23 protein-coding genes are annotated in these 24803 nt (G+C 58.8%); all 23 read left to right on the top strand.

Translation table 11 applies throughout. The features are described from left to right. The first annotated feature begins 88 nt into the window (after positions 1–88). Positions 89–820, top strand: a complete 732-nt coding sequence (locus tag ACTQY1_RS06785) for a YebC/PmpR family DNA-binding transcriptional regulator (protein WP_022487421.1) — start codon at positions 89–91, stop codon at positions 818–820. A gap of 104 nt (positions 821–924) precedes the next feature. Continuing rightward, positions 925–1422 (top strand): crossover junction endodeoxyribonuclease RuvC, encoded by a 498-nt coding sequence (gene ruvC, locus ACTQY1_RS06790; protein WP_022487420.1) that lies wholly within the window; start codon positions 925–927, stop codon positions 1420–1422. Then, a complete protein-coding gene (gene ruvA / locus ACTQY1_RS06795; protein ID WP_022487419.1) occupies positions 1419–2033 on the top strand; it encodes a Holliday junction branch migration protein RuvA in 615 nt (204 codons plus the stop codon). Before ruvC ends, ruvA begins: the two co-directional genes overlap by 4 nt. Continuing rightward, positions 2034–3050, top strand: coding sequence for a Holliday junction branch migration DNA helicase RuvB (gene ruvB, locus ACTQY1_RS06800; protein ID WP_022487418.1), 1017 nt, complete (start codon positions 2034–2036; stop codon positions 3048–3050). It abuts the gene before it with no gap. Beyond that, a complete protein-coding gene (locus ACTQY1_RS06805) occupies positions 3047–4360 on the top strand; it encodes a SpoIID/LytB domain-containing protein (protein WP_022487417.1) in 1314 nt (437 codons plus the stop codon). Before ruvB ends, ACTQY1_RS06805 begins: the two co-directional genes overlap by 4 nt. Before the next feature lie 12 nt (positions 4361–4372). Then, positions 4373–5389 carry a tRNA preQ1(34) S-adenosylmethionine ribosyltransferase-isomerase QueA gene (gene queA, locus ACTQY1_RS06810; RefSeq protein ID WP_022487416.1) on the top strand — a complete coding sequence of 339 codons (1017 nt, stop codon included), beginning with the start codon at positions 4373–4375 and terminating at the stop codon, positions 5387–5389. Positions 5390–5399: 10 nt separating this feature from the next. Further along, a complete protein-coding gene (tgt, locus tag ACTQY1_RS06815) occupies positions 5400–6521 on the top strand; it encodes a tRNA guanosine(34) transglycosylase Tgt (RefSeq protein WP_022487415.1) in 1122 nt (373 codons plus the stop codon). Between the two features lie 6 nt (positions 6522–6527). Then, on the top strand, positions 6528–6902 hold the full coding sequence (yajC, locus tag ACTQY1_RS06820) for a preprotein translocase subunit YajC (protein WP_022487414.1): 375 nt from the start codon (positions 6528–6530) through the stop codon (positions 6900–6902). Further along, positions 6902–7477 carry a 5-formyltetrahydrofolate cyclo-ligase gene (locus tag ACTQY1_RS06825; protein WP_022487413.1) on the top strand — a complete coding sequence of 192 codons (576 nt, stop codon included), beginning with the start codon at positions 6902–6904 and terminating at the stop codon, positions 7475–7477. The genes yajC and ACTQY1_RS06825 overlap by 1 nt, the downstream gene beginning before the upstream one ends. 12 nt (positions 7478–7489) lie before the next feature. Next, positions 7490–8743, top strand: a complete 1254-nt coding sequence (gene secD / locus ACTQY1_RS06830; RefSeq protein ID WP_022487412.1) for a protein translocase subunit SecD — start codon at positions 7490–7492, stop codon at positions 8741–8743. Further along, positions 8740–9621 carry a protein translocase subunit SecF gene (gene secF / locus ACTQY1_RS06835; RefSeq protein WP_022487411.1) on the top strand — a complete coding sequence of 294 codons (882 nt, stop codon included), beginning with the start codon at positions 8740–8742 and terminating at the stop codon, positions 9619–9621. Before secD ends, secF begins: the two co-directional genes overlap by 4 nt. A 336-nt stretch (positions 9622–9957) precedes the next feature. Beyond that, entirely contained in the window at positions 9958–10905 is a 948-nt protein-coding gene (locus tag ACTQY1_RS06840) for a D-2-hydroxyacid dehydrogenase (protein ID WP_154488414.1), read from the top strand. Between the two features lie 113 nt (positions 10906–11018). Then, entirely contained in the window at positions 11019–11414 is a 396-nt protein-coding gene (locus ACTQY1_RS06845) for a LapA family protein (protein WP_022487551.1), read from the top strand. An 8-nt stretch (positions 11415–11422) separates the two neighbouring features. Further along, positions 11423–13771 carry a single-stranded-DNA-specific exonuclease RecJ gene (gene recJ, locus ACTQY1_RS06850; RefSeq protein ID WP_154488413.1) on the top strand — a complete coding sequence of 783 codons (2349 nt, stop codon included), beginning with the start codon at positions 11423–11425 and terminating at the stop codon, positions 13769–13771. A gap of 4 nt (positions 13772–13775) precedes the next feature. After that, complete coding sequence (locus ACTQY1_RS06855) at positions 13776–15998, top strand: RelA/SpoT family protein (protein WP_022486657.1); 2223 nt, start codon at positions 13776–13778, stop codon at positions 15996–15998. Positions 15999–16005: 7 nt separating this feature from the next. Beyond that, entirely contained in the window at positions 16006–16455 is a 450-nt protein-coding gene (dtd, locus tag ACTQY1_RS06860; RefSeq protein ID WP_154488412.1) for a D-aminoacyl-tRNA deacylase, read from the top strand. 16 nt (positions 16456–16471) lie between these two features. Further along, positions 16472–17095 carry an MBL fold metallo-hydrolase gene (locus ACTQY1_RS06865; protein ID WP_441373932.1) on the top strand — a complete coding sequence of 208 codons (624 nt, stop codon included), beginning with the start codon at positions 16472–16474 and terminating at the stop codon, positions 17093–17095. 12 nt (positions 17096–17107) lie between these two features. Continuing rightward, positions 17108–18172, top strand: coding sequence for an AI-2E family transporter (locus tag ACTQY1_RS06870; protein WP_441373933.1), 1065 nt, complete (start codon positions 17108–17110; stop codon positions 18170–18172). Positions 18173–18225: 53 nt separating this feature from the next. Further along, positions 18226–19479 carry a histidine--tRNA ligase gene (gene hisS / locus ACTQY1_RS06875; RefSeq protein WP_441373934.1) on the top strand — a complete coding sequence of 418 codons (1254 nt, stop codon included), beginning with the start codon at positions 18226–18228 and terminating at the stop codon, positions 19477–19479. Between the two features lie 21 nt (positions 19480–19500). Further along, entirely contained in the window at positions 19501–21297 is a 1797-nt protein-coding gene (gene aspS / locus ACTQY1_RS06880) for an aspartate--tRNA ligase (protein ID WP_154488411.1), read from the top strand. A 226-nt stretch (positions 21298–21523) separates the two neighbouring features. After that, positions 21524–22552 carry a phosphate/phosphite/phosphonate ABC transporter substrate-binding protein gene (locus ACTQY1_RS06885; protein ID WP_326831130.1) on the top strand — a complete coding sequence of 343 codons (1029 nt, stop codon included), beginning with the start codon at positions 21524–21526 and terminating at the stop codon, positions 22550–22552. Then, complete coding sequence (gene phnC, locus ACTQY1_RS06890; RefSeq protein ID WP_154488410.1) at positions 22549–23301, top strand: phosphonate ABC transporter ATP-binding protein; 753 nt, start codon at positions 22549–22551, stop codon at positions 23299–23301. The genes ACTQY1_RS06885 and phnC overlap by 4 nt, the downstream gene beginning before the upstream one ends. Next, entirely contained in the window at positions 23298–24803 is a 1506-nt protein-coding gene (locus ACTQY1_RS06895; protein ID WP_441373935.1) for a PhnE/PtxC family ABC transporter permease, read from the top strand. The genes phnC and ACTQY1_RS06895 overlap by 4 nt, the downstream gene beginning before the upstream one ends.

Genomic DNA, 24803 nt, shown 5'->3' on the forward strand with positions numbered 1-24803 from the left:
CAGAGTGTGATAAAATAGCCGGGTATGAGTACGTTGAAAACAGGGCTCCATACCCGGCGTTTTCGAATTTAGGTAGGAGGAAGTTAACATGTCAGGACATTCCAAGTGGGCAAATATCAAATTCAAAAAGGGAAAGGCTGATGCCCTCCGTGGGAAGATCACCACGAAGATCGGCCGGGAAATCACCATTGCAGTACGCATGGGCGGTCCTGATCCTACTGGTAATATGAGACTGAAACTGGCTTTGTCCAAGGCCAAAGCCAACAACATCCCCAAGGACAATATCAAACGGGCCATCGCCAAAGGCCAGGGTGCCACCGAAGGCTCCAACTACGAACAGATCACTTACGAAGGCTACGGCCCGGCCGGGGTGGCCATTATGGTCAGCGCTCTGACGGACAACCGGAACCGGACGGCTGCCGATGTGCGGCACGTGTTCTCCAAAGGCGGGAACATGGGGGAATCCGGCTGCGTGGGCTGGATGTTCAAGAACAAAGGCGTGTTCACTGTGGAAAAGGAAGGGGCTCCTTCTGAAGACGAAGTGATGGAAGTGGCACTGGATGCCGGTGCGGAAGACATGGAAACCACCGATGACGCCTATGTGATCACCACCGCTCCGGAAGATTATGATGCCGTGGAAAAGGCTCTGGCCGACCACAACATCGAAGTGGCCATGAGCGAACTGTCCCTGATTCCGGACAACACTGTGGCTGTCACCGGGGAAGATGCAGAAAAAGTCCAGAACATGATTGATGCCTTCAACGATCTGGACGACGTGCAGGACGTTTATACGAACGCTGACCTGCCTGAGGAAGAATAAGGGGGAAGCTGTCTCACAGCCATCCCAGGAATGAATACGGCCGGCCAGCTGGGGAAGGGCTTCCCCGGAGGCCGGCTTTTTGACCCTAAGGAGGGAAACAGGATATGCTGGCATTGGGTATCGACCCGGGAACGGCAATCTGCGGCTACGGGCTGGTGCGGCTGGAACGGAGCCGGCTGATCCCGGTCCACTATGGGGCCGTTTTTACCGACAAGGACATGCTGCCGGAGCGGCGGCTGAACAAGATCTATGAAGAACTGACGGATCTGATCGACCGGTTCCATCCGGATTTCATGTCCGTGGAAAAACTGTTTTTCAACCGGAATGTGACCACGGCCATTGCAGTGGGAGAGGCCCGGGGGGTTATCCTGCTCACAGCGGCCCGGGCGGGCATCCCGGTATATGGCTATACCCCCATCCAGGTGAAGCAGGCCATCACCGGGACCGGACGGGCCAACAAGGAACAGGTGACCTATATGGTGCAGAAACTGCTCCATATCGAGGAAAAACCCAAACCGGATGATGTGGCCGATGCTCTGGCCATCGGAATCACAGGGCTGAACTTCATCCGGGAACAGGAACTGCGGGAGAGAATGCGATGATTGGATTCATTACCGGACGGGTGGACCATATTGGAACGAATTTCTGTCTGGTGGACACCCAGGGGGTGGGCTACCGGATCTTCCTGAATACCGGGGATCTGTCCCGGATCCAGGTGGACCAGAAGGTGAAGATCTACACCTATCTGTCCGTACGGGAGGATGCCCTCCAGCTGTTCGGCTTCCTGTCCTACGACGCCTATTCCCTGTTCACCCAGCTGATCACCGTCAGCGGCATCGGCCCCAAGGTGGCCCAGGGGATCCTGTCAGCGGCCAAGGTGGATGCCTTCTATCTGGCGGTGAAGAACCGGGACCTGAAGTTTTTGACCAAGCTGCCGGGAATCGGAAAGAAAACCGCAGAACGGCTGCTGCTGGAATTAAAGGACATGACCGGACCGGAAGGGCTGGAAGAAGAGGGAACGGGGGAAGGCTTTGACGGGGAATTCCCGGAAGACGACACCACCACCCTGGGGGCTGTGGCCGAAGGGCTCAGCTATCTGGGGTATACCCAGGGAGAGATTGCCCAGGTGCTGAAGAAACTGAAAATCACTGCTGACAGCAGGGCGGAGGACCTTCTGAAGGAGGCTCTGCGCCTTTTGGCCAGGAGGAGTTAAATGGAAGATACCAATCGCGTGATTGCCGGGCACGAGCAGGAACAGGACGGCTGGCAGTACAGCCTGCGTCCCCGGCGGCTGGCGGAATACATCGGCCAGTCCAAAGTGAAAAAGAATATGGAGATTTTCATCCAGGCGGCCCTGAAACGGAAGGAAGCCCTGGACCATGTGCTGCTCTATGGGCCTCCGGGCCTGGGGAAGACCACCCTGGCCAACATCATCGCCAATGAGCTGAACGTGAACATCCGGATCACCAGCGGTCCGGCCCTGGAGCGCCAGGGGGACCTGGCGGCCATCCTCACCAATCTCAGCGACAGCGATGTACTGTTCATCGATGAAATCCACCGGCTGCCCAAAACCGTGGAGGAAATCCTCTATTCCGCCATGGAAGACTATGCCCTGGACATTATCATCGGCAAGGGGCCGGCAGCCCGGAGCGTCCGGCTGGATCTGCCCCGGTTCACCCTGATCGGGGCCACCACCCGGATGGGATCCATTGCGGCTCCGCTGCGGGACCGGTTCGGGGTGATCTGCCACCTGGAATTCTACACTCCGGAAGAACTCCAGATCATTGTGGAACGGGCGGCGGAAATTTTGAAAGTGACCATCGATCCGGAAGGGGCCTATGAAATCGGACGCCGGAGCCGGGGCACTCCCCGGGTGTCCAACCGGCTGCTGAAACGGGTCCGGGACTTTGCGGAAGTGGGGGGCCACGACACCATTACCCGGGACGTGTGCCGGGATGCCATGAAGCGGCTGGAAATCGACGATTTGGGCCTGGACCAGAACGACCGGCGGCTGCTGAAGAAGCTGGTAAAGGATTTCGGCGGACGGCCGGTGGGGGTGGATACCCTGGCCGCTTCCCTCAACGAGGAGACCGAGACCCTGGAAGATGTGTATGAACCCTATCTGATGCAGCTGGGGATGCTCCAGAGGACACCCAAGGGACGGCAGGCCACCCTGGCCGCCTACCAGTATCTGGGAGTGCCCTATCCCAGGGAGGACGGAAGCAAATGAAAGGGAAACGGACCCTTTTCCTGACGGCCTTCTTCCTGCTGCTGATCCACGCTGTGGTCCTGGCGGCAGGGGGAGGACCCCGGCTCCGGGTGGGACTGGCGGTGAACCAGTTTTCCGCCCAGGTGAGTTCTGCCGGGAAAATCAAAGTGGTGGACAGCAGCGGCCGGACTACGGTGCTGAATCCGGGGAGCCACTTCATCAGCGTAAAGAACGGCTCCCTGTATGCGGACCAGAAAAAGTTGTCCGGCAGTCAGGTGTCCCTTGTGGCGGCGGATGCCAAAAATCCCCTGCTGGTGAACCGGAAAAAGTACCGGGGCGCCCTGACAGTGCTCCTGAACAGCGGGAAAAAGAACCTGAATGTGGTGAATACCCTGCCCCTGGAGCAGTATCTCTATGGGGTGGTGGCCAAGGAAGTGCTGCCCCTGTGGCCGGACGAAGCCATCAAGGCCCAGGCAGTGGCGGCCCGGAGCTTTGCCCTGTACAGTATGGACAACGGGAAGTATCCCAATTTCGACATCCGGGCCAACGAACTGGGCCAGGTGTATGGAGGCCTTTCCGCGGAACACGCCAACACCTCCAAACTGGTGGATGCCACCAGCGGCATGGCGGCCCTTTATGACGGGGCTCCCATCCAGGCGGTGTTCCACAGCAGCGGAGGCGGTTATACGGAAGCGGCCAGTGCCGTGTGGGGGAAGGACATCCCCTATCTCCAGGCGGTGACGGATTACGACCAGGATTCCCCCAAATATGCCTGGACCAGGACCTTTACCAAGGCCCAGCTGACCCGGCTCCTGAGCCAGGGAGGCTACGAACTGGGGGACCTTCAGGGAATCCGGCTGTCTGCCCGGACGCCAGCTCCCATGCGCTGGACCCCGGACCGGGGTGTTTCCGGACGGGTGAAGCGGCTGACCTTTGTGGGGTCGAAAAAAAACGTTACCCTTACCGGCACCCAGGTCCGGTCCCTGCTGGATCTGAACAGCACGCTGTTTGATGTGCAGATCGGCCTGGAACGGCCCAAAGAACTGGACGTGACCATCACCAACGGCTACGGATATCCCATCGGAAAAAAGACCATCCCCATCGGGGACGGAAAAAAGGATGTGCCGGACGGAGCCAGTGTGGGAGACATGCGGCTGTTTTCCAATGTGGAGGGAGAAAAGGTGAGCTTCATCGGCAACGGGTTCGGCCACGGGGTCGGCCTGAGCCAGTGGGGCGCCCGGGGCATGGCCCTCCAGAAGGGAAAAAAGAACAATTACAAGACTATCCTGTCCCATTATTATCGGGGTATAACGATAAAACAGGTTTATTAGGAGAGAAAACAAATGGAAGTTACTGATTTTGACTATGATCTGCCACAGGAACTGATTGCCCAGACACCGGTGGAACCCCGGGATTCTTCCCGGCTGCTGGTGATGGACAAAAAGACCGGAGAACTGGAACACCGGCATTTCTTCAATCTGCCGGAATATCTGAAGCCCGGAGATGTGCTGGTGTTCAACGACACCCGGGTCATCCCGGCCCGGCTCCACGGGTTCAAGACCACCGGAGCCCATGTGGAAGTATTCCTGCTGACCCGGAAGAACGCCACGGACTGGGAAGTCCTGGTGAAGCCCGGGAAGAAGCTCCAGAAAGGCGCTCAGATCAAGTTCAGCGATGAACTGAGCTGTGAGATCCTGGAAACCACGGATTTCGGGGGCCGGATCGCCCGGTTCCACTATGACGGGATCTTTGAGGAAATCCTGGACCGGCTGGGAGAAACACCTCTGCCGCCTTATATCCACGAAAAGCTCCAGGACAAGGAACGGTATCAGACCGTGTACAACCGGGAACGGGGCAGCGCGGCGGCTCCTACCGCCGGGCTCCATTTCACCAAGGAACTGCTCCAGAAGATCCGGGACATGGGAGTGGAAGAAGTGTTCGTCACCCTCCATGTGGGGCTGGGCACCTTCCGTCCGGTGAATGAAAGCCGGATCGAGGACCACAAGATGCACCGGGAATTCTACACCGTGTCCCAGGAGGCGGCGGACGCCATTAACAAAGCCAAACGGGAAGGCCGCCGGATCATTGCCGTGGGCACCACCTCCGTCCGGACTCTGGAAAGTGCCGGGGCCAGCGGAGAGATGAAGGCCGGGGGCAACTGGACCAGCATCTTCATTTACCCCGGGTACCAGTTCAAATTCGTGGATGCCCTGGTGACCAATTTCCATCTGCCCCAGAGTACACTGATCATGCTGGTGTCCGCTCTCAGCACCCGGGAAAACATCCTCCACGCCTATAAGGTGGCGGTTCAGGAGAAGTACCGGTTCTTCAGCTTCGGCGACGCCATGTTCATTCATTAAAGGAGAAAATATGCATTCCGTCTATTTCGAACTCATCAAGGAAGATCCCCGGAGCGGGGCCCGGCTGGGGAAACTCCACACCCCCCACGGGACCTTCGACACCCCCATGTTCATGCCGGTGGGGACCCAGGCCACGGTAAAGACCCTGACCCCGGAAGAGCTGTACGCCATGCACTCCCAGGTGATCCTGTCCAACACCTACCACCTGTTCCTCCGGCCGGGGACGGAGCTGGTCCGGAAAGCCGGCGGCCTCCACAAATTCATGAACTACAAACGGGGGATGCTCACCGACAGCGGCGGCTTCCAGGTGTTCAGCCTGGGAGAGATGCGGAAGATCACCGAAGAAGGGGTCATGTTCCGGTCCCATCTGGACGGCTCCCGGCAGTTCCTGAACCCGGAAGTGGCCACCAAAGCCCAGGAGGACCTGGGGGCGGACATTATCATGGCTTTCGATGAATGCATCCCCTATCCGGCGGACCACGGCTATGCCAAACAGTCCACGGAACGGACCACCCGCTGGGCCCGGCGGTGCCTGGAAGCCAAGACCCGGGAAGACCAGGGCCTCTTCGGTATCATCCAGGGAGGCATGTATCCGGATTTGCGGGAATACAGCGCCAAGGCCATTACGGACATGGATTTCGCCGGGTTCGCCATCGGGGGCCTGTCCGTAGGGGAACCTCATCCCCTGATGTATGACATCCTGGACAAGACCACCCGGCACATGCCCAAGGACAAGGCCCGGTATCTTATGGGAGTGGGCACCCCGGACTGTTTGGTGGAAGGGGTGAACCTGGGGGTGGACATGTTCGACTGCGTGTATCCCACCCGGGTGGCCCGGAACGGCACCGCCATGCTCCCCACCGGCCGGCTGGTGGTGCGGAACGCCCAGTATGCGGAAGACTGGCGGCCCATTGACGAGCACTGTGACTGCTATACCTGCCGGAACTTCAGCCGGGCCTACATCCGCCATCTGTTCAAGGCGGAAGAAATCCTGGCCCTGCGGCTCTTGTCTATACATAATCTCCATTTTCTGCTAAAATTTGCAGAGGATATGAGAAAAGCCATCGCTAACGATACGTTCCCCGAATTCCGGGCAGCGTTCTTAGAGAACTATGAAACCACAAGGAGGTAATTTTCGATGGACAATCTGCTTCAAATGGCTTGGCCTTTCATTCTCATGGGTGTGATCTTCTATGTAATGATCTACCGTCCCCAGAAACGGGACCAGAAGAAACGCAGTGAGATGCTGGATTCTCTGAAGGTGGGCACCAACATTGTGACCATCGGCGGCATCCTGGGCACCATCACCAAGGTCCAGGAAGACAAGGTCCGGATCAAGGTGGCCGAAGGGGTGGAATTCCACATCCGGAAATCTGCCGTAGGCGGCGTAATCACTTCTGCCTTCACCAAGAAGGAAAGCAAGAAGGAAACGCCTGCCCAGCCGGAAGCCAAACCGGCGGAAACCCCTGCTGAAGGAGCTGCCCAGGCAGAAGGGAACGGAGAAGAAAAATAATGGATAAGAAAGCTGTCCGCCAGGAGATCCGGGAAAAGATCCAGCGGCTGAACCAGCGGGAAATCCACCGGTTCAACCGGGAAATCAACAGCCACATCGTAAACAGCCGGCTGTTCCTGGAAGGGAAAGTGATCATGGGGTATCTGGGGGAACCGGGAGAAGTGAACATCGATCAGGCTCTCCAGACCGCCCTCAATATGGGCAAGACCGTGTGCGTGCCCCAGATCCTGGAAGGACCTGGCCAAATGGCCGCCGCACGGCTGGTGACACTGAAGAAGCTGGCCCGGGACCGGTACGGGATCCGTACTCCCCAGGAACCGGTGGAAACAGTGGCGCCGGAAGACATCGACCTGGTGCTGACTCCGGGACTGGGCTTCACCTCCCAGGGAGAACGGCTGGGCCGGGGGGCCGGGTATTATGACCGGTTCCTGCCACGGTGCACCAAAGGGGTTCCCATGGCAATCGGGTACGAAGTGCAGGTGCAAAAAGAGCTGCCCACCAGTGCCCATGACGCAAAGGTCCGTTATCTGTGTACGGAAAAAGGACTGCGGGTATGCAAGAATAACGGAAAATGAGGGGGAATCGTTTTGGAAAGTAAAAATCGGGTCAAGCTGCTGGTTTCAGTGCTGGCCATTGTGATTGCTTTTGCCGTATTCATCAAACCTCTGGCCAGTACGGTAAAGCAGGGGCTGGACCTCCAGGGCGGCACCCATGTAGTGCTCCAGGCCCAGGAAACCCCGGAGAGCAAGGTGGACGATGATGCCATCAACCGGTCCATCCAGATCATCGAACGCCGGGTCAACGAGCTGGGCCTGACGGAACCGGTGATCCAGCGCCAGGGCAAGGACAAAATCATTGTGGAACTGCCCGGGGTGAAGGATCCGGAACAGGCCATTGCCATGCTGGGCAAGACGGCCATGCTGGAATTCAAGGACATGGACGGGAACACCGTCCTTACCGGGAAGGATCTGAAGGATTCCAAGGCCAGCGCGGACCAGAGCGGCCAGCCGGTGGTCACCCTTCAGTTCAATGAAGAAGGAGCCAAGAAATTCGCCGACCTGACCGCCCGGAACGTGGGCCGGCAGATTGCCATCCTGCTGGACGGCAACGTGCTCACCGCTCCCCGGGTCAGCGAACCCATTACCGGGGGCAATGCCCAGATCACCGGGTCCAAGGACGCCAAGGAAGCGGAACATCTGGCCATCCTCCTGCGCAGCGGCTCTCTGCCGGTGAAACTGGAAGTGGTGGAAAACCGCACCGTAGGCCCCACCCTGGGCCAGGACGCCAAGGACGCCAGCATGAAGGCTTTTGCCATCGGTCTGGCCGGGGTGTTCCTGTTCATGCTGCTGTATTACCGGCTGTCCGGTCTGGTGGCTGATATTGTGCTGCTGCTGTATACCCTGCTTCTTTTGGCCGTGATGAAGGGGCTCAACGCTACCCTGACCCTGCCGGGAATCGCCGGGATCATCCTGTCCATCGGTATGGCTGTGGATGCCAACGTGCTGATCTTTGAACGGTTCAAGGAAGAGATCCTGGGGGGCAAGACCCTCCGGGCGGCGGTAAGCGCCGGGTTCTCCCGGGCCTTCACCACCATCCTGGACTCCAACGTGACCACCCTCATGGCGGCTGCGGTGCTGTTCTATCTGGGCACCGGCCCCATCAAGGGCTTTGCGGTGACCCTGGCTCTGGGGGTGCTGATCAGTATGTTCACGGCCGTGACGGTGACCAAGTTCATCCTCAGCGCTTTCATTGGCAGCAATTTCACCAAGAATCCGGCCTGGTTCGGGGCTAAGGCCCCTCAGCCGAAAACAAAAGACGGAAAAGGGGAGGCGGCACGATGAAAAAGTTTTCCATAGTCAAGCATGCCAGGATCTTCTTTTCCATTACGGCTGTGGTACTGATTGTAGGGATTGTTTCCATGTTCACCCGGGGCTTCAACCTGGGAATCGATTTCACCGGGGGCAGCATCCTGGATATCAAGTTCGAACAGCCGGTGACTGTGGCCCAGGTCCGGAGCGTACTGAGCGACCATCAGCTGGGCAGCAGTGTGATCCAGCTGGGCAGCAGTGACCAGCAGGTGGAAAGCAGCCAGTCGGTGCTGATCCGTACAGGCCTTGTGAGCGACAGCCAGCGGGTGGAAGTGATGAATGATCTTACCAGCCGCCTGGGGAAAAATGAAGTGCTCCGGGTGGAAAACGTGGGAGCCACCGTAGGCAGCGACCTGGTGAAAAGCGCCGTGGGGGCTGTAGTCCTCAGCTGGGTGCTGATGATCATCTACATCACCATCCGGTTTGAGCTCCGGTTCGCCCTGGCGGCCATTGTAGCCCTGATCATTGACGTGCTGGTGACCCTGACCTGGTTCTCGGTGCTCCACCTGGAAATCGACTCCTCCTTTGTGGCGGCTCTGCTGACCGTTGTAGGGTATTCCGTAAACGGAACCATTGTGGTGTTCGACCGGATCCGGGAAAATCTCCACATCCACCGGCGGAACGAAAGCATGGGGGATCTGGTGGATGCCAGCATCTGGCAGACCATGACCCGGAGTGTTTACACCACCCTGACCACCCTGTTTGCGGTGGTGGCCATTTTCCTGTTCGGGGGAGAAACCATCCACAACTTCTCCTTCGCCATGCTGGTGGGCTTTGGCAGCGGGTTCTACACCTCCACCTTCCTGGCCGGGAGCATGTGGCTGTTTTTCCGGAAGAAACTGGGGAGATAAGGCGGCAAGGCGCCTTATTTCCGGCCAGCGGCCAAGGGTTAAAATTTGCTGGCAAATTTTTGCCAACAAAAACGCAGCCTCAGGGCTGCTAACCCACCACCAGCCTTGTGGCTGGTCCCCCGCCCTTGAAAAGGGACGGATATACGATTGAGCCTTCGGCCCTTGCTTATTGATACCAAGGCGTAAGCCCGACGTGCAATTTATCCGCCCTTTACAAGGGCGGGGGACCGTTGCGTCTCCGCAATGGTGGTGGGTTAGCAGCCGCAGGCTGCGTTTTTTTCAAGGAACCTGCTGGACGGGTTCCTTCCGACAGCCCACAAGGAAAGGACTGATACCATGAAAATCGCGGTACCCATGTTTATGCGGGAAAAGGACAGAAAAGTGCTGGAGAAGGCGGCTCCCGGAGCGGAATTCTGCTACGGAAAGGACCTGGACACCCTCCAGGGGGCGGAAGTGATCATCGGCAATGTGGCCCCTAAAAAGCTGGCAGGCCTTGCCGGTCTGAAATGGGTCCAGCTGAATTCCGCCGGGGCCGACGCCTACTGCAAACCAGGGATCCTGGATCCTTCCGTCCAACTGACCAACTGCACCGGAGCCTATGGCCAGGCTCTTTCGGAACATATGCTGGCCCTGACCCTGTCCCTCCAGAAGAAGCTGTACCTGTACCACCGGAACCAGCTGCAGCATCAGTGGAAGGATGAAGGGGAAGTGACCAGCCTGGAAGGGGCCACCGTGGTGGTGGTGGGCTTTGGGGACATCGGCCGGTCTTACGGACGGCTGTGCCGGCTGCTGGGGGCCCACGTGATCGGCATCCGCCGGCACCGGGGGGAAATCCCGACCGAAGCGGACCAAATGGGGACCCTGGAAGATCTGCCAGGGTTCCTGGGACAGGCGGATGTAGTGGCCAGCGTGCTGCCGGGGACGCCGGAAACCACCCATCTGTATGATGCCGGGATGTTCCAGGCCATGAAGCCCGGAGCCTTCTTTATCAACTGTGGCCGGGGAAATGCGGTGGTCCAGGAGGACCTGGCCCGGGCCCTTTCGGAAGAGCATCTGGCCGGGGCGGCTCTGGATGTGACGGATCCGGAACCTTTGCCGGCAGACAGTCCCCTGTGGGATGTGCCCAATCTCCTGATCACTCCCCACATCAGCGGGGACCATCACCTGCCCCAGACCTGGGACAAAGCCGTGGCCATTGCCGCCCGGAACCTGAAACACTATTTGGCCGGTGAGCCGCTGGAAAATCTGGTGGACCGGAAAACGGGATACAAGAAGAGCGTATAAAGAAGGGGCTGTTGCACAAGCAACAGCCCCTTCTTTTTCTCCCCAAAATACGGTATAATAGAACATCACGCAGGTGTATTATCCTTGGAATTTTGATGGAAAGGACGTGCGTCATGCTTTATGTGATCCTGATGGGCATCATTGCCCTGTTCATTGCCATTTTTGCACTCCAGAATGCGGCGGCTGTGGAAGTGAGCTTCCTCATCTGGCATTTTTCCCTGTCCCTGGCCCTGATCATCATGGGCTGCCTGCTGCTGGGATTCCTCCTGGCCAGTCTGTGGACCCTGAAGGTGAAAGCGGGACATTATATGAAAGACCGGAAGCTGAAGGAACAGCTCCGGCAGCTGGAAGAAAAGAAGGAAGCCTGGGAGGCCCAGCAGCGGGAACGGATGGACAGCTTCCGGATCCCCCGGATGGATCTGCCCCGGCGGGGAGAAGGAAAAAGCAAACCTTTTGATGTGAAAAAGGATAAAGACCCCATCATCAAACCCTTCCGGCCCAAGGAGTAAGAAGGAATATGATCTATACGAAAATCAGAAAGCATACGGAAGACCGGGAGCCCCAGGTCCAGGCCCTGTGCCGGGAACTGGGCCTTTCGCCCCTTCTGGCCGGAATCCTGGTCCGCCGGAACCTGACGGATCCGGCCCAGGTGAAGGAATTCCTGGAAGGGAAAGAACAGCCCTATTACGATCCCTTCCGGCTGAAGAATATGGACCGGGCTGTGGAACGGATCCTCGGGGCACTGCAGCAGGGCGAACCCATGACTATCTACGGGGATTACGACGTGGATGGTACATCGGCCAGTTCCCTGCTGTATTTGTTTCTCCGCCGCCACGGAGCCCAGGTGGATGTGTACGTGCCCCGGCGGGACCGGGAAGGATATGGCCTCAATGTTCCGGCCCTGGAAAAGATCGCCGGCCGGGGGACGAAACTGCTGATCACGGTGGATACGGGGATCAGCGGTGCCCAGGTGGTGGCCCAGGCTCCCAAAGACCTGGACATCATCATCACTGACCACCATCTGGCTCCCCGGGAACTGCCCCGGGCCCTGGCGGTGGTGAATCCCAACCAGCCCGGGGATGGGTATCCCTTCAAAGGCATTGCCGGGGTGGGGGTGGCCTTCAAACTGTGCCAGGCCCTGGAACAGAAGCTGACGGGAAATCCGGAGCTGTTCTGGGATGATCTGATCGAACTGGTGGCCCTGGGCACTGTGGCGGACATGGTGCCCCTTCGGGATGAGAACCGGGAAATCGTCCGGAAAGGACTGGCTAAAATGCCCCACAGTCCGCTCCTGGGACTTCAGGCCCTGATCCATGTGACCGTGGCCCCCGGGGCTGCCATCAACAGTGGCACCATCGGTTTCGGCCTGGGGCCCCGGATCAACGCTGCCGGCCGGCTGGATGACGCCATGACCGCGGTGAAGCTGCTTACGGCCCAGGAGCCGGAAACCGCCCGGGAGCTGGCGGAGGAACTGAATTCCGCCAACCAGGAACGCCAGGCTCTCAGCCAGAAGATCTTTGAGGAAGCGGAACACCAGCTGGCAGCCCAAGGCAGTCCGGAATGGAGCCTGGTGCTGGGAGAAGAAGGCTGGCATCCCGGGGTCATCGGCATTGTGGCCTCCCGGATGACGGAAAAATACCATCTGCCTTCGGTGCTCCTGTCCATTGACGGGGATACGGCCAAAGGATCCTGCCGGAGCATCCCGCCCCTGGACCTGTACCAGGCCCTGGACCGGTGCCGGGACCATCTGGTTCAGTTCGGAGGCCATGCCCAGGCGGCCGGGCTCACCATAAAGACGGCGGAGATCCCTGCCTTCCGGGACGCTTTTTCCCAGGTGGTGGCGGAGATGCTGGACCACAAACCCTATGAACCGGCAGCGGAACCGGACTGGTTCGTGCCGGAAGGCCGGGAAATCACCCCGGAAGCGGTGGAACAGCTGGGAAAACTGGAACCCTTCGGGGTGGGGAACCCGGCTCCTGTACTGGGTTTTGCCAAAGCGAAAATCGAAGAGGTCTCTCTCCTGGGCCGGGACCAGAACCATCTGAAGTTCCAGATTGCCCAGGGGGGATTCCGGTACAAGGGCCTCCTGTGGCAGGAAGGGCCCCGGTTCCATTCCTTCTATCCCGGAGAAACGGCGGCACTGGCCTTTTCTCCCCGGCTGAATACCTTCCGGGGGGTGACGGCGGTGGATCTGGAAGTGGCGGCGGTGGAAGCTCCCTATACCATCATCGACTGGCGCCATGAGAACCGGAACAAGGAGACAGAGGTAAATAGTATTTTACAAAAAGATAAAAAGACGGTAGTATATGTAGAGGATAGTGTAGCCCTAAAGGAAAAATATCCGGAAGCCTGTATCCTGTCCTACGGGGCACCATTGCCGGAGGGAACTGCCACGGTGGTGTTCTGGGACGGGGGCGCGGAAAAAGTCCTCCAGCCGGGAAAATTCCCTCTGAAAGGGGACCAGCCCGGGCGGCTCTATCTTCTGTACGGCCGGGAAGATCTCCTGGCCCGGCGGGACACCCTGCGCCGGCAGTATCCCGATGTGGCCGGTCTGCGGGTGTGCTACGGAACCATACGGAACCGGCTGCGGGAGCAGGGCGCCTGCCAGGAAGCCCAGCTGCTCCAATTGACGGCACCCAACGGCTGCCGGATCAGCCAGGCTGTACTGGACATTTTTTACGAATTGCACCTGTTCACCCGGGAAGCGGGACTGGTTTCCCTGGGAGATACGGGACACAAGAATATGCAGGAATCCAAAGGGTTCCAGGCCCTGCAGGCGGAATATGACGCCCGTTTCCAGGCCCTGAACCGCAGCTGGAGGCTGCAGCCGGCGGAAATCGCCGCTCTTTGGGCAGCAGGAAGGTGAAACCATGGAACAGCTCGATGACAAGCCGATCAGTGCGGAGGAGTTCTACGCCCGGATCAGCAAATATCTGACCCCCCGGCAGGTGGAATTTGTCCGGGAAGCCTACAATTTTGCGGCGGAAGCCCATGCCAAGCAGAAACGGGCTTCCGGGGAACCCTATATCATCCATCCTCTGGGAGTGGCCTCCATCCTGGCCCAGCTCCAGATGGACGATGTGACCCTGGCGGCGGCCTTCCTCCATGATGTGGTGGAAGATACGGAAGTGACACTGGACCAGCTGGAAGACATTTTCGGCCGGGAAGTGGCCATGCTGGTGGACGGGGTCACCAAACTGGGGAAAATCGAATACATCTCCCGGGAAGAACAGCAGGTGGAGAATTACCGGAAAATGTTCCTGGCCATGGCCAAGGATATCCGGGTGGTGCTGATCAAGCTGGCGGACCGGCTGCACAACATGCGGACCATGAAATACATGCCCGTGAACAAGCAGAAACGGATCTCTTCGGAAACCCTGGAAATCTACGCCCCTCTGGCTCACCGGCTGGGGATCTACGCCATCAAATGGGAACTGGAGGATCTGGCCTTCCGGTACATGGAACCCCAGCATTACTATGAACTGGTGGAACAGGTGAAGGTGAAGCGCCACGAACGGGAAGCCATGGTCCAGGAGGCCATGGACGAACTCCGGAAGCTGTGCGAGGAATCCGGCATCAACTGTCAGATCCAGGGCCGGCCCAAAAGCTTCTACAGCATCTACAAAAAGATGCAGCGGGACCACAAGACCATTAATGAAATCTATGACCTGCTGGCAGTCCGGGTGCTGGTGGATACGGTGAAGGACTGCTACGGGGTGCTGGGGATCGTCCACGGGAAGTGGAAACCCATTCCCGGCCGGTTCAAGGACTACATCGCCGTACCCAAATCCAACGGGTACCAGTCCCTCCATACTACCGTGGTGGCTTCCAGCGGACAGCCTCTGGAAATCCAGATCCGGACCTTTGAAATGCACAAGGTATCCGAATACGGGGTGGCGGCTCACTGGCGGTACAAAGAAAGCGGGGGCTCCAAAATGCCCAGCGCTTCGGACAAAAGCGTGGATGCCAAGATGGCCTGGCTGCGCCAGCTGCTGGAATGGCACAAGGACATGCGGGATCCCCATGAATTCGTGAATACCGTGAAGATGGACGTGTTCTCCGACGAAGTGTTCGTGTTCACCCCCCAGGGGGATGTGCTGGACCTGCCGGAGGGCTCCGTGCCCATCGACTTCGCCTACCGGGTCCATACCGGGGTGGGCAACAGCTGTGTGGGAGCCAAGGTCAACGGGAAAATCGTGCCGTTGGACTACCACCTGAAGAACGGGGACATTGTGGAGATCATCACATCCAAACAGTCTCCGGGACCCAGCCGGGACTGGATCAACATTGTGGGATCCAGCCAGACCAAGAACAAAATCAAACAGTTCTTCAAGAAGGAACGGCGGGAAGAAAACATCGTCAACGGCCGGGAAATGCTGGAACGGGAATGCCGGCGGCTGGGCTATGATGTGAATACCATGCTCACTTCCGACAACCTGAAGGAAGTGGCCTCCCGGTGCCATATGGACGGCAGCGTGGAGAACCTGCTGGCAGCCCTGGGCTATGGGGGCCTGATGGTCAACGGAGTCATGGTGAAGCTGGTGGATCTGTACAAGAAGACCCAGCGCCAGAACACCACCAAGAACCTGTCCCAGCTCCTCAGCGAGCTGAAACCCAAGACCGTAAAGACCCACAAGGGCAGCCACGGGATCCTGGTGAAGGGGGAAGACGACATTATGGTGAAGCTGGCCAAATGCTGCAACCCCATTCCCGGGGACCCGATCGTGGGATACATCACCCGGGGCCACGGGGTTTCCGTCCACCGGGCGGACTGCCCCAACGTGCTGGCCAACACGGAAGATCCCAACCGGATGATCGAAGTGTCCTGGAATGTGGATACGGACGTGGCCTACAAGGTGGTGCTCCGGCTTACGGCGGTGGATCAGCCTGGGGTCATGGCCAACATCATGACCGTGGCCAGCGAAACCAAAGTGAACATCAATTCCATCAATGCCCATACCAATCCCAACAAAACCGCCTACATCGACATGGGGCTGGACATCAGCAGCGTGGAACAGCTGAACTACATCATCGGACGGCTGCGGCGGATCAAGGGCGTATACAAAGTGGACCGGAAAGTGTCCGGAATGTGAGGGAACCATGCGGGCAGTGGTACAGCGGGTGACGGAAGCCTCCGTCACCGTGGAAGGAAAGACCGTAGGGGCCATCGGCCCTGGTCTCCTGGTGCTCCTGGGGGTGTCCCGGGAGGATACGGAAAAGGATGGAGCCTACCTGGCGGAAAAACTGGCCGGGCTCCGGATCTTCGAGGATGAAGAGGAAAAGATGAACCGGTCCGTGGCCCAGGTGGGCGGCAGCATCCTGCTGGTGTCCCAGTTCACCCTGTATGGGGATGTGCGCCACGGGAAGCGGCCGTCCTTTACCCAGGCGGCGGTCCCGGATGTAGCCAACCGGCTGTATGAGAAGCTGGCGGACAGCCTCCGGGCCAAAGGGATCCCGGTGGCCACCGGGCAGTTCCAGGCCCATATGGAAGTGGCCCTGGTAAACGACGGGCCGGTAACCATCCTTTTGGACAGCGGAAAGACTTTTTAGGAGGAAACAGAGCAACATGAAAATCTATCGGGTGGTCGTAGGGCCGATCCAGGAAAACTGTTACATCATCAAAAATGAGGAAAACAACCAGGGAATCATCGTGGATCCCGGGGACGAAGCCAACCGGATCATGGATGCGGTGCAGAAAGCCGGCATTGAAAAGGTACCGGCCATTTTCATCACCCACGGCCATGGGGACCATGTGTCCGCCCTGGACGAAGTGAAGGACGCCACCGGCGCCAAAGTATACATGAGCCGGGAAGACGCTCCCATGCTCCGGGTGTGGAGCAGCAGCCTGTCCTATTCCACCAACCGGGACAAAAAATTCGATCCCCCCGATGAATTCTTCACCGACGGGGAAAAACTCACGGTAGCCGGCATGGACTTCACCATTGCCGCCACCCCGGGTCATACCGCCGGCGGGGTGTGCATCATCGGGGACGGGGTGGTATTCTGCGGGGACACGGTATTCCTGGAAAGCATCGGCCGGACGGATCTGCCCGGAGGCTCCTATGACGCCATCCTGGATTCCATCAAGACCAAGCTCCTGGTGCTGCCCGACGACTATAAACTGCTGCCGGGCCACGGCCCTGCCACCACAGTGGGCTGGGAAAAGCGCCGGAACCCGTTCCTCCAGTAAGGTCGTGAGCCTATGACGGAGTATCAGCAGCGGCCCCGGGGCCTGGTGGTGAAGCTGGTTTTCGGCCTTTTGGGCTTTGGGACTTTCTATCTCCTGGGACACTGGTTCCTGCCGGTGTTCCTGGCCATCGGCATGAGCTTCCTGCTGTATCCCATTGTGGACCGGCTGGAAAGGATCCAGGTGAAGGGCCATCCTTTTCCCAATACCCTGGCAGTGCTCATTGCCTTTCTGCTGTTCGGGCTGTTCCTGTATGCAGCGGCCAATGTGCTGATCGTTCCCCTGGTGACCCAGGTGAACACCCTGCTGAAAGCCATGCCGGGACTGGCCGCCCGGGCCAACGAAAGCATCAGCCTGTTTCTGGGCAGTGAAGCCCAGAAGCTGCCCCCCAATACCCGGGACATGCTCCAGCAGGCGGCCAGCAGCCTGAGCAGCTACATTATGGGGCTTTTGAAGGACATGCTGGCCTCCACAGTCCAGGCGGCCAAAAGCCTGGTGAGCATGGCCCTGGTCCCCTTCCTCAGTTTCTATTTCCTGAAGGACTGGCGGACCCTGAAGAAGATGGTGGTGGGCCTGTTCGCTTACGAAAAGCAGGACCTGGCGGACCGGGTGCTGACGGACATGGGAAGGATGCTCTGTGCCTATGTGGACAACATGTTCAAGCTGTGCTTCATTGCCGCCGTCTGCCTGACAGCAGGGACTTCCCTCCTGGGCGTCCAGTACACCCTGGTGCTGGGGTTCCTGGCCATGATCAGCGAACTGATCCCCCTGGTGGGATCGGTGGTGGGGACCCTGTCAGCGGTGTTCATCGCCCTGCTCCAGAAGCCGTCCCTGGCCCTTAAGGTGCTGATCCTGTACCTGGTGTACTACCAGGTGGATGCCCAGGTGATCATGCCCAATCTTATGGGCCACAGCATCACCCTGCACCCGGTGCTGATCATCCTGGCGGTGATGGTGGGGGGCCAGATCGGCGGAGTGGCCGGTCTGATCTTTGCCGTGCCGGTGCTGGCCATCATCAAGGTGCTGTACGGGTATTTCTGGCATGCGGGAGAAAAAGGCCAGGTTGATAAAAACCAATAAACTGTGTTAAAATTAATAAGTTCAAACAAGTCGTGAGGACGGAGGGGATTTTTATGTTAACAGGGGCACCGCGTGGTACCAAAGACATTCTGCCGGGCACCATCAATGGCTGGCGCTATGCAGAACAAATCATTCGTGAAGTATGCCGGGAATTCAACTATCAGGAAATCAGAACCCCGATTTTTGAACACACCGAACTCTTCCAGAGAGGAATCGGGGACGGCACGGACGTAGTGGACAAGGAAATGTACACCTTTACGGACCGGAGCGGCCGCAGCCTGACCCTGCGCCCGGAAAACACCGCTTCCGTGGTTCGGTCCTTTGTGGAAAACAAACTGTATGCGGAACCCATGCCGCTGAAGGTGTTCTATATCGGACCCATGTTCCGGTATGACCGTCCTCAGGCCGGCCGTATGAGACAGTTCCACCAGTTCGGGGTGGAAGCCCTGGGGGCGGAATCTCCCGTGGTGGATGCAGAAGTGATCCTCCTGGCCCTGACGGTGCTGAAGCGTTTCGGCCTGAAGGACCTGAAACTGAAGATCAACTCCGTAGGCTGCCCCAACTGCCGTCCTCAGCACCGGAAGCTGCTCCAGGACTATTTCCGTCCTCATCTGGGTGAACTGTGCGAAGACTGCCAGAGCCGGTTCGACCGGAGCCCGCTGCGGATCCTGGACTGCAAGGTGGATGCGGACAAACCCTTCATGGCCGGTGCCCCCAAAATCACCGACCATCTGTGCGACGACTGCCGGGCTCACTTCGAAACCGTGAAGAAGCTGCTGGATGAAGCCGGCGTGGAATATGAAGTGGACAGCAACCTGGTACGGGGGCTGGACTACTACACCAAGACCGCTTTCGAAATCCAGTATTCCCCCCTGGGCGCCCAGAGCGCTGTAGGCGGCGGAGGACGGTATGACGGCCTGGTGGAAGAACTGGGCGGGCCCAGCACTCCCGGTATGGGCTTTGCCATCGGCCTGGAACGGATCCTCCTGGCCATGGAAAAACAGAACCTGCTGCCCACCGGCAAGGAAGCCATCGACATCTTTGCCGTCATTCCTGACGAAGGGGGCGTGGCCGATGCCTTCCGGGTGGTCACCAATCTCCGGAACAAGGGACTTGTCTGCGACATGAACCTGGTGGAACGGAGCATGAAGGCCCAGATGAAACAGGCCAACCGGGAACAGGCCCGTTTCGCCCTGATCTTCGGGGAAGAAGAACGGTCCAGAGGGGCTGTCACCGTCCGGAACATGGCGGACAGCAGCCAGGAAGAAGTCTGCTTCGGGGCTTTGGAAGCCTATTTCAACAAATAAAAACCAGAGGTGTTAACAAAAATGAGTATGGAACGCAGTCATCATTGCGGTGACTTGAGAAAAGCAGATGCCGGCAAGACAGTTACCTTGTGCGGCTGGGTAAGCAAACGGCGTGACCACGGCGGCATCATCTTCATCGATCTCCGTGACCGTCACGGTCTGGTGCAGGTGGTCATCGACCCGGCCCATGACGAAAAGGATTTCCACAAGGCGGAAGGGGTCCGCAGCGAATATGTGCTGCAGGTCCGGGGCCTGGTGCGGGAACGGAGCGCTGAAACCGTGAACCCCCACCTGCCCACCGGGGATGTGGAAGTGGTGGTGAAGGATCTGAACGTGCTGAATCCTTCCAAGACTCCGCCCTTCTATATCCAGGATGGCATCGATGTGGATGAAAACGTCCGTCTCCGCTACCGGTATCTGGATCTGCGGCGTCCGGAAATGCAGCAGAACCTGATCCTCCGTCACCGGGTGACCAAGGCTGTCCGGGACTTCCTGGACAAGCAGGACTTCCTGGAAATCGAAACCCCGGATCTGATCCGGAGCACCCCGGAAGGGGCCCGGGACTACCTGGTGCCCAGCCGTGTGAACCCCGGCAAGTTCTATGCGCTGCCTCAGTCTCCCCAGCTGTTCAAACAGCTGCTGATGATTGCGGGGATGGAACGGTACTTCCAGATTGCCCGGTGCTTCCGGGATGAAGACCTGCGGGCCGACCGTCAGCCGGAATTCACCCAGCTGGATATGGAAATGTCCTTTGTGGACCAGGATGACATCATGGCCCTCACGGAAAAACTCATCGCCTATGTGTTCAAGGAAACCCTGGGCGTGGACGTTCCCGTGCCCATGGCCCGGATGACCTGGGACGAAGCCATGGACAAATACGGCAGCGACAAACCGGACCTGCGGTTCGGCATGGAGCTGGTGAACATGAATGAAGCCCTCCAGGGGACCCAGTTCAAGGTGTTCAAGGACATCATCGAAAAGGGCGGCCTGGTGAAAGCCATCAACGTAAAGGGCTACAACAAGATCCCCCGGAGAGAACTGGACGGTCTGGTGGAATTCGTAGGGATTTACGGGGCCAAAGGGCTGGCCTGGATCATCGTCAACGATGACGGTTCCATCAAATCTCCTATTGCCAAATTCTTCTCTGAAGAAGAAATGAAGCGGATCCTGGAAGCCGGCAAGGCGGAAAAAGGCGACGTGCTGCTGTTCGTGGCCGACCGGAAACCCCAGGTGGTGGCTGCCGCTCTGGGCGCCCTGCGTCTGGAAATGGGCAAGCGTCTGGGTCTCATCGACAAGGACAAACTGTGCTTCACCTGGGTGGTGAAGTTCCCCATGTTCGAATACAGCGAAGAAGAACACCGGTATGTGGCCATGCACCATCCCTTCACCGCTCCCTGCGATGAAGATGTGGACAAGCTGCTCACCGATCCCGGCCATGTGTATGCCAAGGCCTATGACATGGTGCTGAACGGGGTGGAAATCGGCGGTGGTTCCGAACGTATCCATCGGGAAGACATCCAGAAGAAGGTCTTCGAAGCCATCGGCCTGACCGACGAACAGGCTCAGGAAAAATTTGGCTTCCTGCTGAAAGCCTTTGAATTTGGAGCACCTCCCCATGGGGGTCTGGCCTTCGGCCTGGACCGTCTGGTGATGCTCATGGCCAAACGGCCTTCCATCCGTGACGTAATTGCTTTCCCCAAATCCCAGAGTGCCATCGACCTGATGTGTCAGGCACCCAACGTGGTGGACGAAAAGCAGCTGCGGGAACTCCATATCCGGAGCACGGTTGTGAAGAAGGAAAAAGAAGAAAAGAAATAAATCCGGTCTGCATGTGGGATGAGGGGGAGCGCCCTGATCCTGCCTTGCGGAAGGACGCAACAGGGACCGGGATGCGAGGGAGCCCGTGGACCGGGCTGAGAGGGTACCCAAGTACCGACCGCCGGAGGGAGGAGTCTCTCTGCCGCATCCTGGGAACCGTACAAAAAACCGGCTGTCGCCAAGAAAGCGGCAGCCGGTTTTTTTGTGTAGAAAAGGAGGAAGTACTGTGAAGAACTGGATGAAGATGCTGGGGGTGCTGCTGGCCGGGGCCATGGTCCTGGGCGGCTGCGGCAGCACGGAAAAGAAACAGGAGGCCGGCAGCAAGACCATTCCGGAACTGAAAATCGCCATTTCACCTTATCAGGATGCGGATACCCTGCGGACCAAAACCGAGCCTTTGGGGAAGATGCTCCAGGCCAAACTGAAGGAAAAGGGCTATGACGTGAAAAAAATCACCCTGAACGTGGGAACCTCCTACAATGCAGTGGGAGAAGCCCTTAGTGCCGGCAGCGCCGATGTGGGCTTCATTTCCGGGGCCACCTACGTACTCTGTGACCAGGATGTGGATGTGCTGCTGACAGCCCTCCGGGAAGGCATCGACAAGGATACCACGGATCTGTCCGTATGGAACAACGGCCAGCCGGACAAATTCACCAAAAATCTGGTGAAGTACTACCGGTCTGCTGTGGTGGTGGGCCCCAGCCCCAAGGGACAGGCCCTGCTGGCCAGGGTGAAGCAGGGAGAAAAGCCCACCTGGGAGGAACTGGACAGCCTGAACTGGGCGGTGATGAGTCCGGCATCTGCTTCAGGCTACCTGTATCCTTCCCTGTGGCTGAAGGAAAATTACGGGAAGACCCTGAAGGACCTGTCCCATGTGGTCCAGTCCGATTCCTACACTACTTCCACAGCCCGTCTGGCTTCCGGCCAGGTGGATGTAATGGTGGCTTATTCCCATATCCGGGCCAAGATGGAAAAAGACTGGCAGGCCAAACTGGGGGGCACCGGATCCATCTGGGACCAGACAGGGATCATCGGGGTCACCGGGAAGATTTTCAACGACACGGTGAGCGTAAGCAAAACCAGCAAGGTAATGCAGGACCCGGCTTTCCGGAAGGCTCTGGGAGAAGCCCTGATCGAAATCGGGAAAACGGAAGAAGGACTGAAGGTGCTGAAGACCATCGGCCACAAAGGGTATGACTGGGCCCAGGCTTCCGACTATGACGGGGAACGGAAAATCCGGAAGGAACTCCAATGAACCCGACCGCACTGGAACTGAAAAATATTATCCAGGCCTATGAAAAGGGGCATCCCATTCTTCAGGGGGTGTCCCTTTCCGTGCCCCGGGGTTCTTTTGTATCTCTGATCGGCCCCAGTGGCGCCGGGAAGACCACCCTGCTCCGACTGTTCAACGGCATGGTCCGGCCCCTGTCCGGAGAAGTGTGGGTAGAAGGCAGACGGTTCGATACGCTGAAAGGGAAGCACCGCCGGCAGGTCCAGCAGCAGGTGGGGATGATCTTCCAGGATTTCTGTCTGGTGGAAGAAAGCACCTGTCTGGAAAATGTGCTCTGCGGGGCTCTGGGACGGATCAGCCTGTGGCGTGCCCTGTGGGGGAAGTTCCCGGAAGAGGAAGTGTCCAAAGCCCGGCAAGCCTTGGAAATGGTGGGACTGGGAGACAGGGAGGATACCCTGGCCGGAAGTCTCAGCGGGGGTCAGAAACAGCGGGTGGCCATTGCCCGGACTCTGGTCCAGGAAGCCTCGGTGATCCTGGCGGATGAACCGGTGGCGTCCCTGGACCCGGGAACGGGCCAGGCCATTCTGGAACTTCTCCGGAAGCTCCAGGAGATCCGGGGGCTTACGGTGGTCATGAACAGCCACAATGTGGAACAGGCCATGGCTTTCTCCCAACAGGTGATGGGGCTCCGTCAGGGACGGATCTTGTTCCAGGGGCCGCCGGAGGCCTGGACGGAAGACAGACTCAGGCAGCTGTACAGGAGGGAGTCATGAAAAAAAGAACGGTCTGGATCCTGGTGCTGGGGATGACGGCCGTCTCCCTGGCCGAGACAGGTTTCGACCTGGAACTGCTGGAAGAGCGGGGCAGCCGGTTCTTTGACATCGCCCGGGCCATGGTGCCCCCGGATAAGGGATTTTTCCAGGAAGAGGCAGGCCCTCTTCTTGGCACCGTGCGCATGTCTCTGGCGGGCTCCTTCCTGGGCAGTCTGCTGGGCCTTCTGGGAGCCGTCCTGGGCAGCCGGCGGACCGATCCCCATCCCTGGATCCGGGTGTCCTTCCTTTGCTTTATCCAGCTGCTGCGGACGGTGCCGGCCTTGATCCTGGCTCTTCTGTGCACCTTCTTGGTGGGGCTGGGGACTCTGGCCGGTACCTTGGCTCTCACCTTCAGTACCTTCGGGGTAATGACCCGGCTGGGGTATGAAGATATGGAGAATCTGGACTGGAAAACCGCCCGGGCCCTGGAAGCATCCGGCTGCGGCCGGGGAAAGGCCTTCTGCCGGGCCATTCTGCCCCGGCTGCTCCCCGGGTATCTGAACAATGCCCTGTATCTGTGGGAAGCCAATGTGCGCCAGGCGGCCATCCTGGGATATGTGGGAGCCGGGGGCATCGGGCTGCTGATGAACCAGCAGCTGGCCTGGCGGGCCTACAGCCGGGTAGGGTCCATCCTGGTACTGCTTTACGGCGCTGTGCTGGCTTCAGAAAGTCTCAGCGAAGCCCTGGGGAAGGTGCTGAACGGCCAGTGGCGGCTCCAATCCTGGATGAAAAAGGGGATGGTGGTACTGGGAATAGTGCTTTTCCTGGGATCCCTGGGAACTCTGGAACCGGCAGGCAGGGGAGGCCTGGGAGCAGCCCGGGCCATGATCCGGGGACTTTTGGCACCGGACCCGTCCCTACTGTTTTCCCTGGAAAAAGATGGGGTCCCCTGGTTGTTGGGCGAGACGTTTGCCATGGCCTTCCTGGGAACCCTGGGGGGAGGCATGGCCGCCGGTTTCCTGGCCTTTTTCTCCAGTTTCCGGTTCCTGCCGGTGCAAGGGGCTCTGTTGCCCCGATTGGTGCTCCTGGGCATCCGGACGGTACCGGTTTTCGTCTATGGGCTCATGTGGCTCCGGGTTACCGGGCCCGGCCCCTTTGCCGGTACCCTGACCCTGTGGGTGTGCAGCATCGGTCTCCTGGCCAAACGGTTCCAGATCGGGCTGGACAGCGGGGACAGACAGCCCTTTGACGCCTGCCGGGCCATGGGTACCGGGTGGGCCGCCGCCTTTCGGTGGACCATCCTGCCCCAGCTGAAAAAAAGTACAGCCACGGCTCTGCTCTACCGGCTGGATGTGAATCTCCGGGAAGCTTCCATCCTGGGCCTGGTAGGCGCCGGAGGCATAGGCACTCCTCTCATCCTGGCCCTCCAGCAGTACAAATGGCAGGAAGCCGGAGCCTTTTTATGGGGCCTGGCTGTCCTGGTGCTGGCGGTGGAATGGGGGAGCGAGAGGGGGAGGAGATGA

Origin of the sequence: Acidaminococcus sp. HCP3S3_G9_1 (assembly GCF_052122455.1) — a bacterium.
In the GTDB taxonomy this organism is placed as follows: domain Bacteria; phylum Bacillota; class Negativicutes; order Acidaminococcales; family Acidaminococcaceae; genus Acidaminococcus.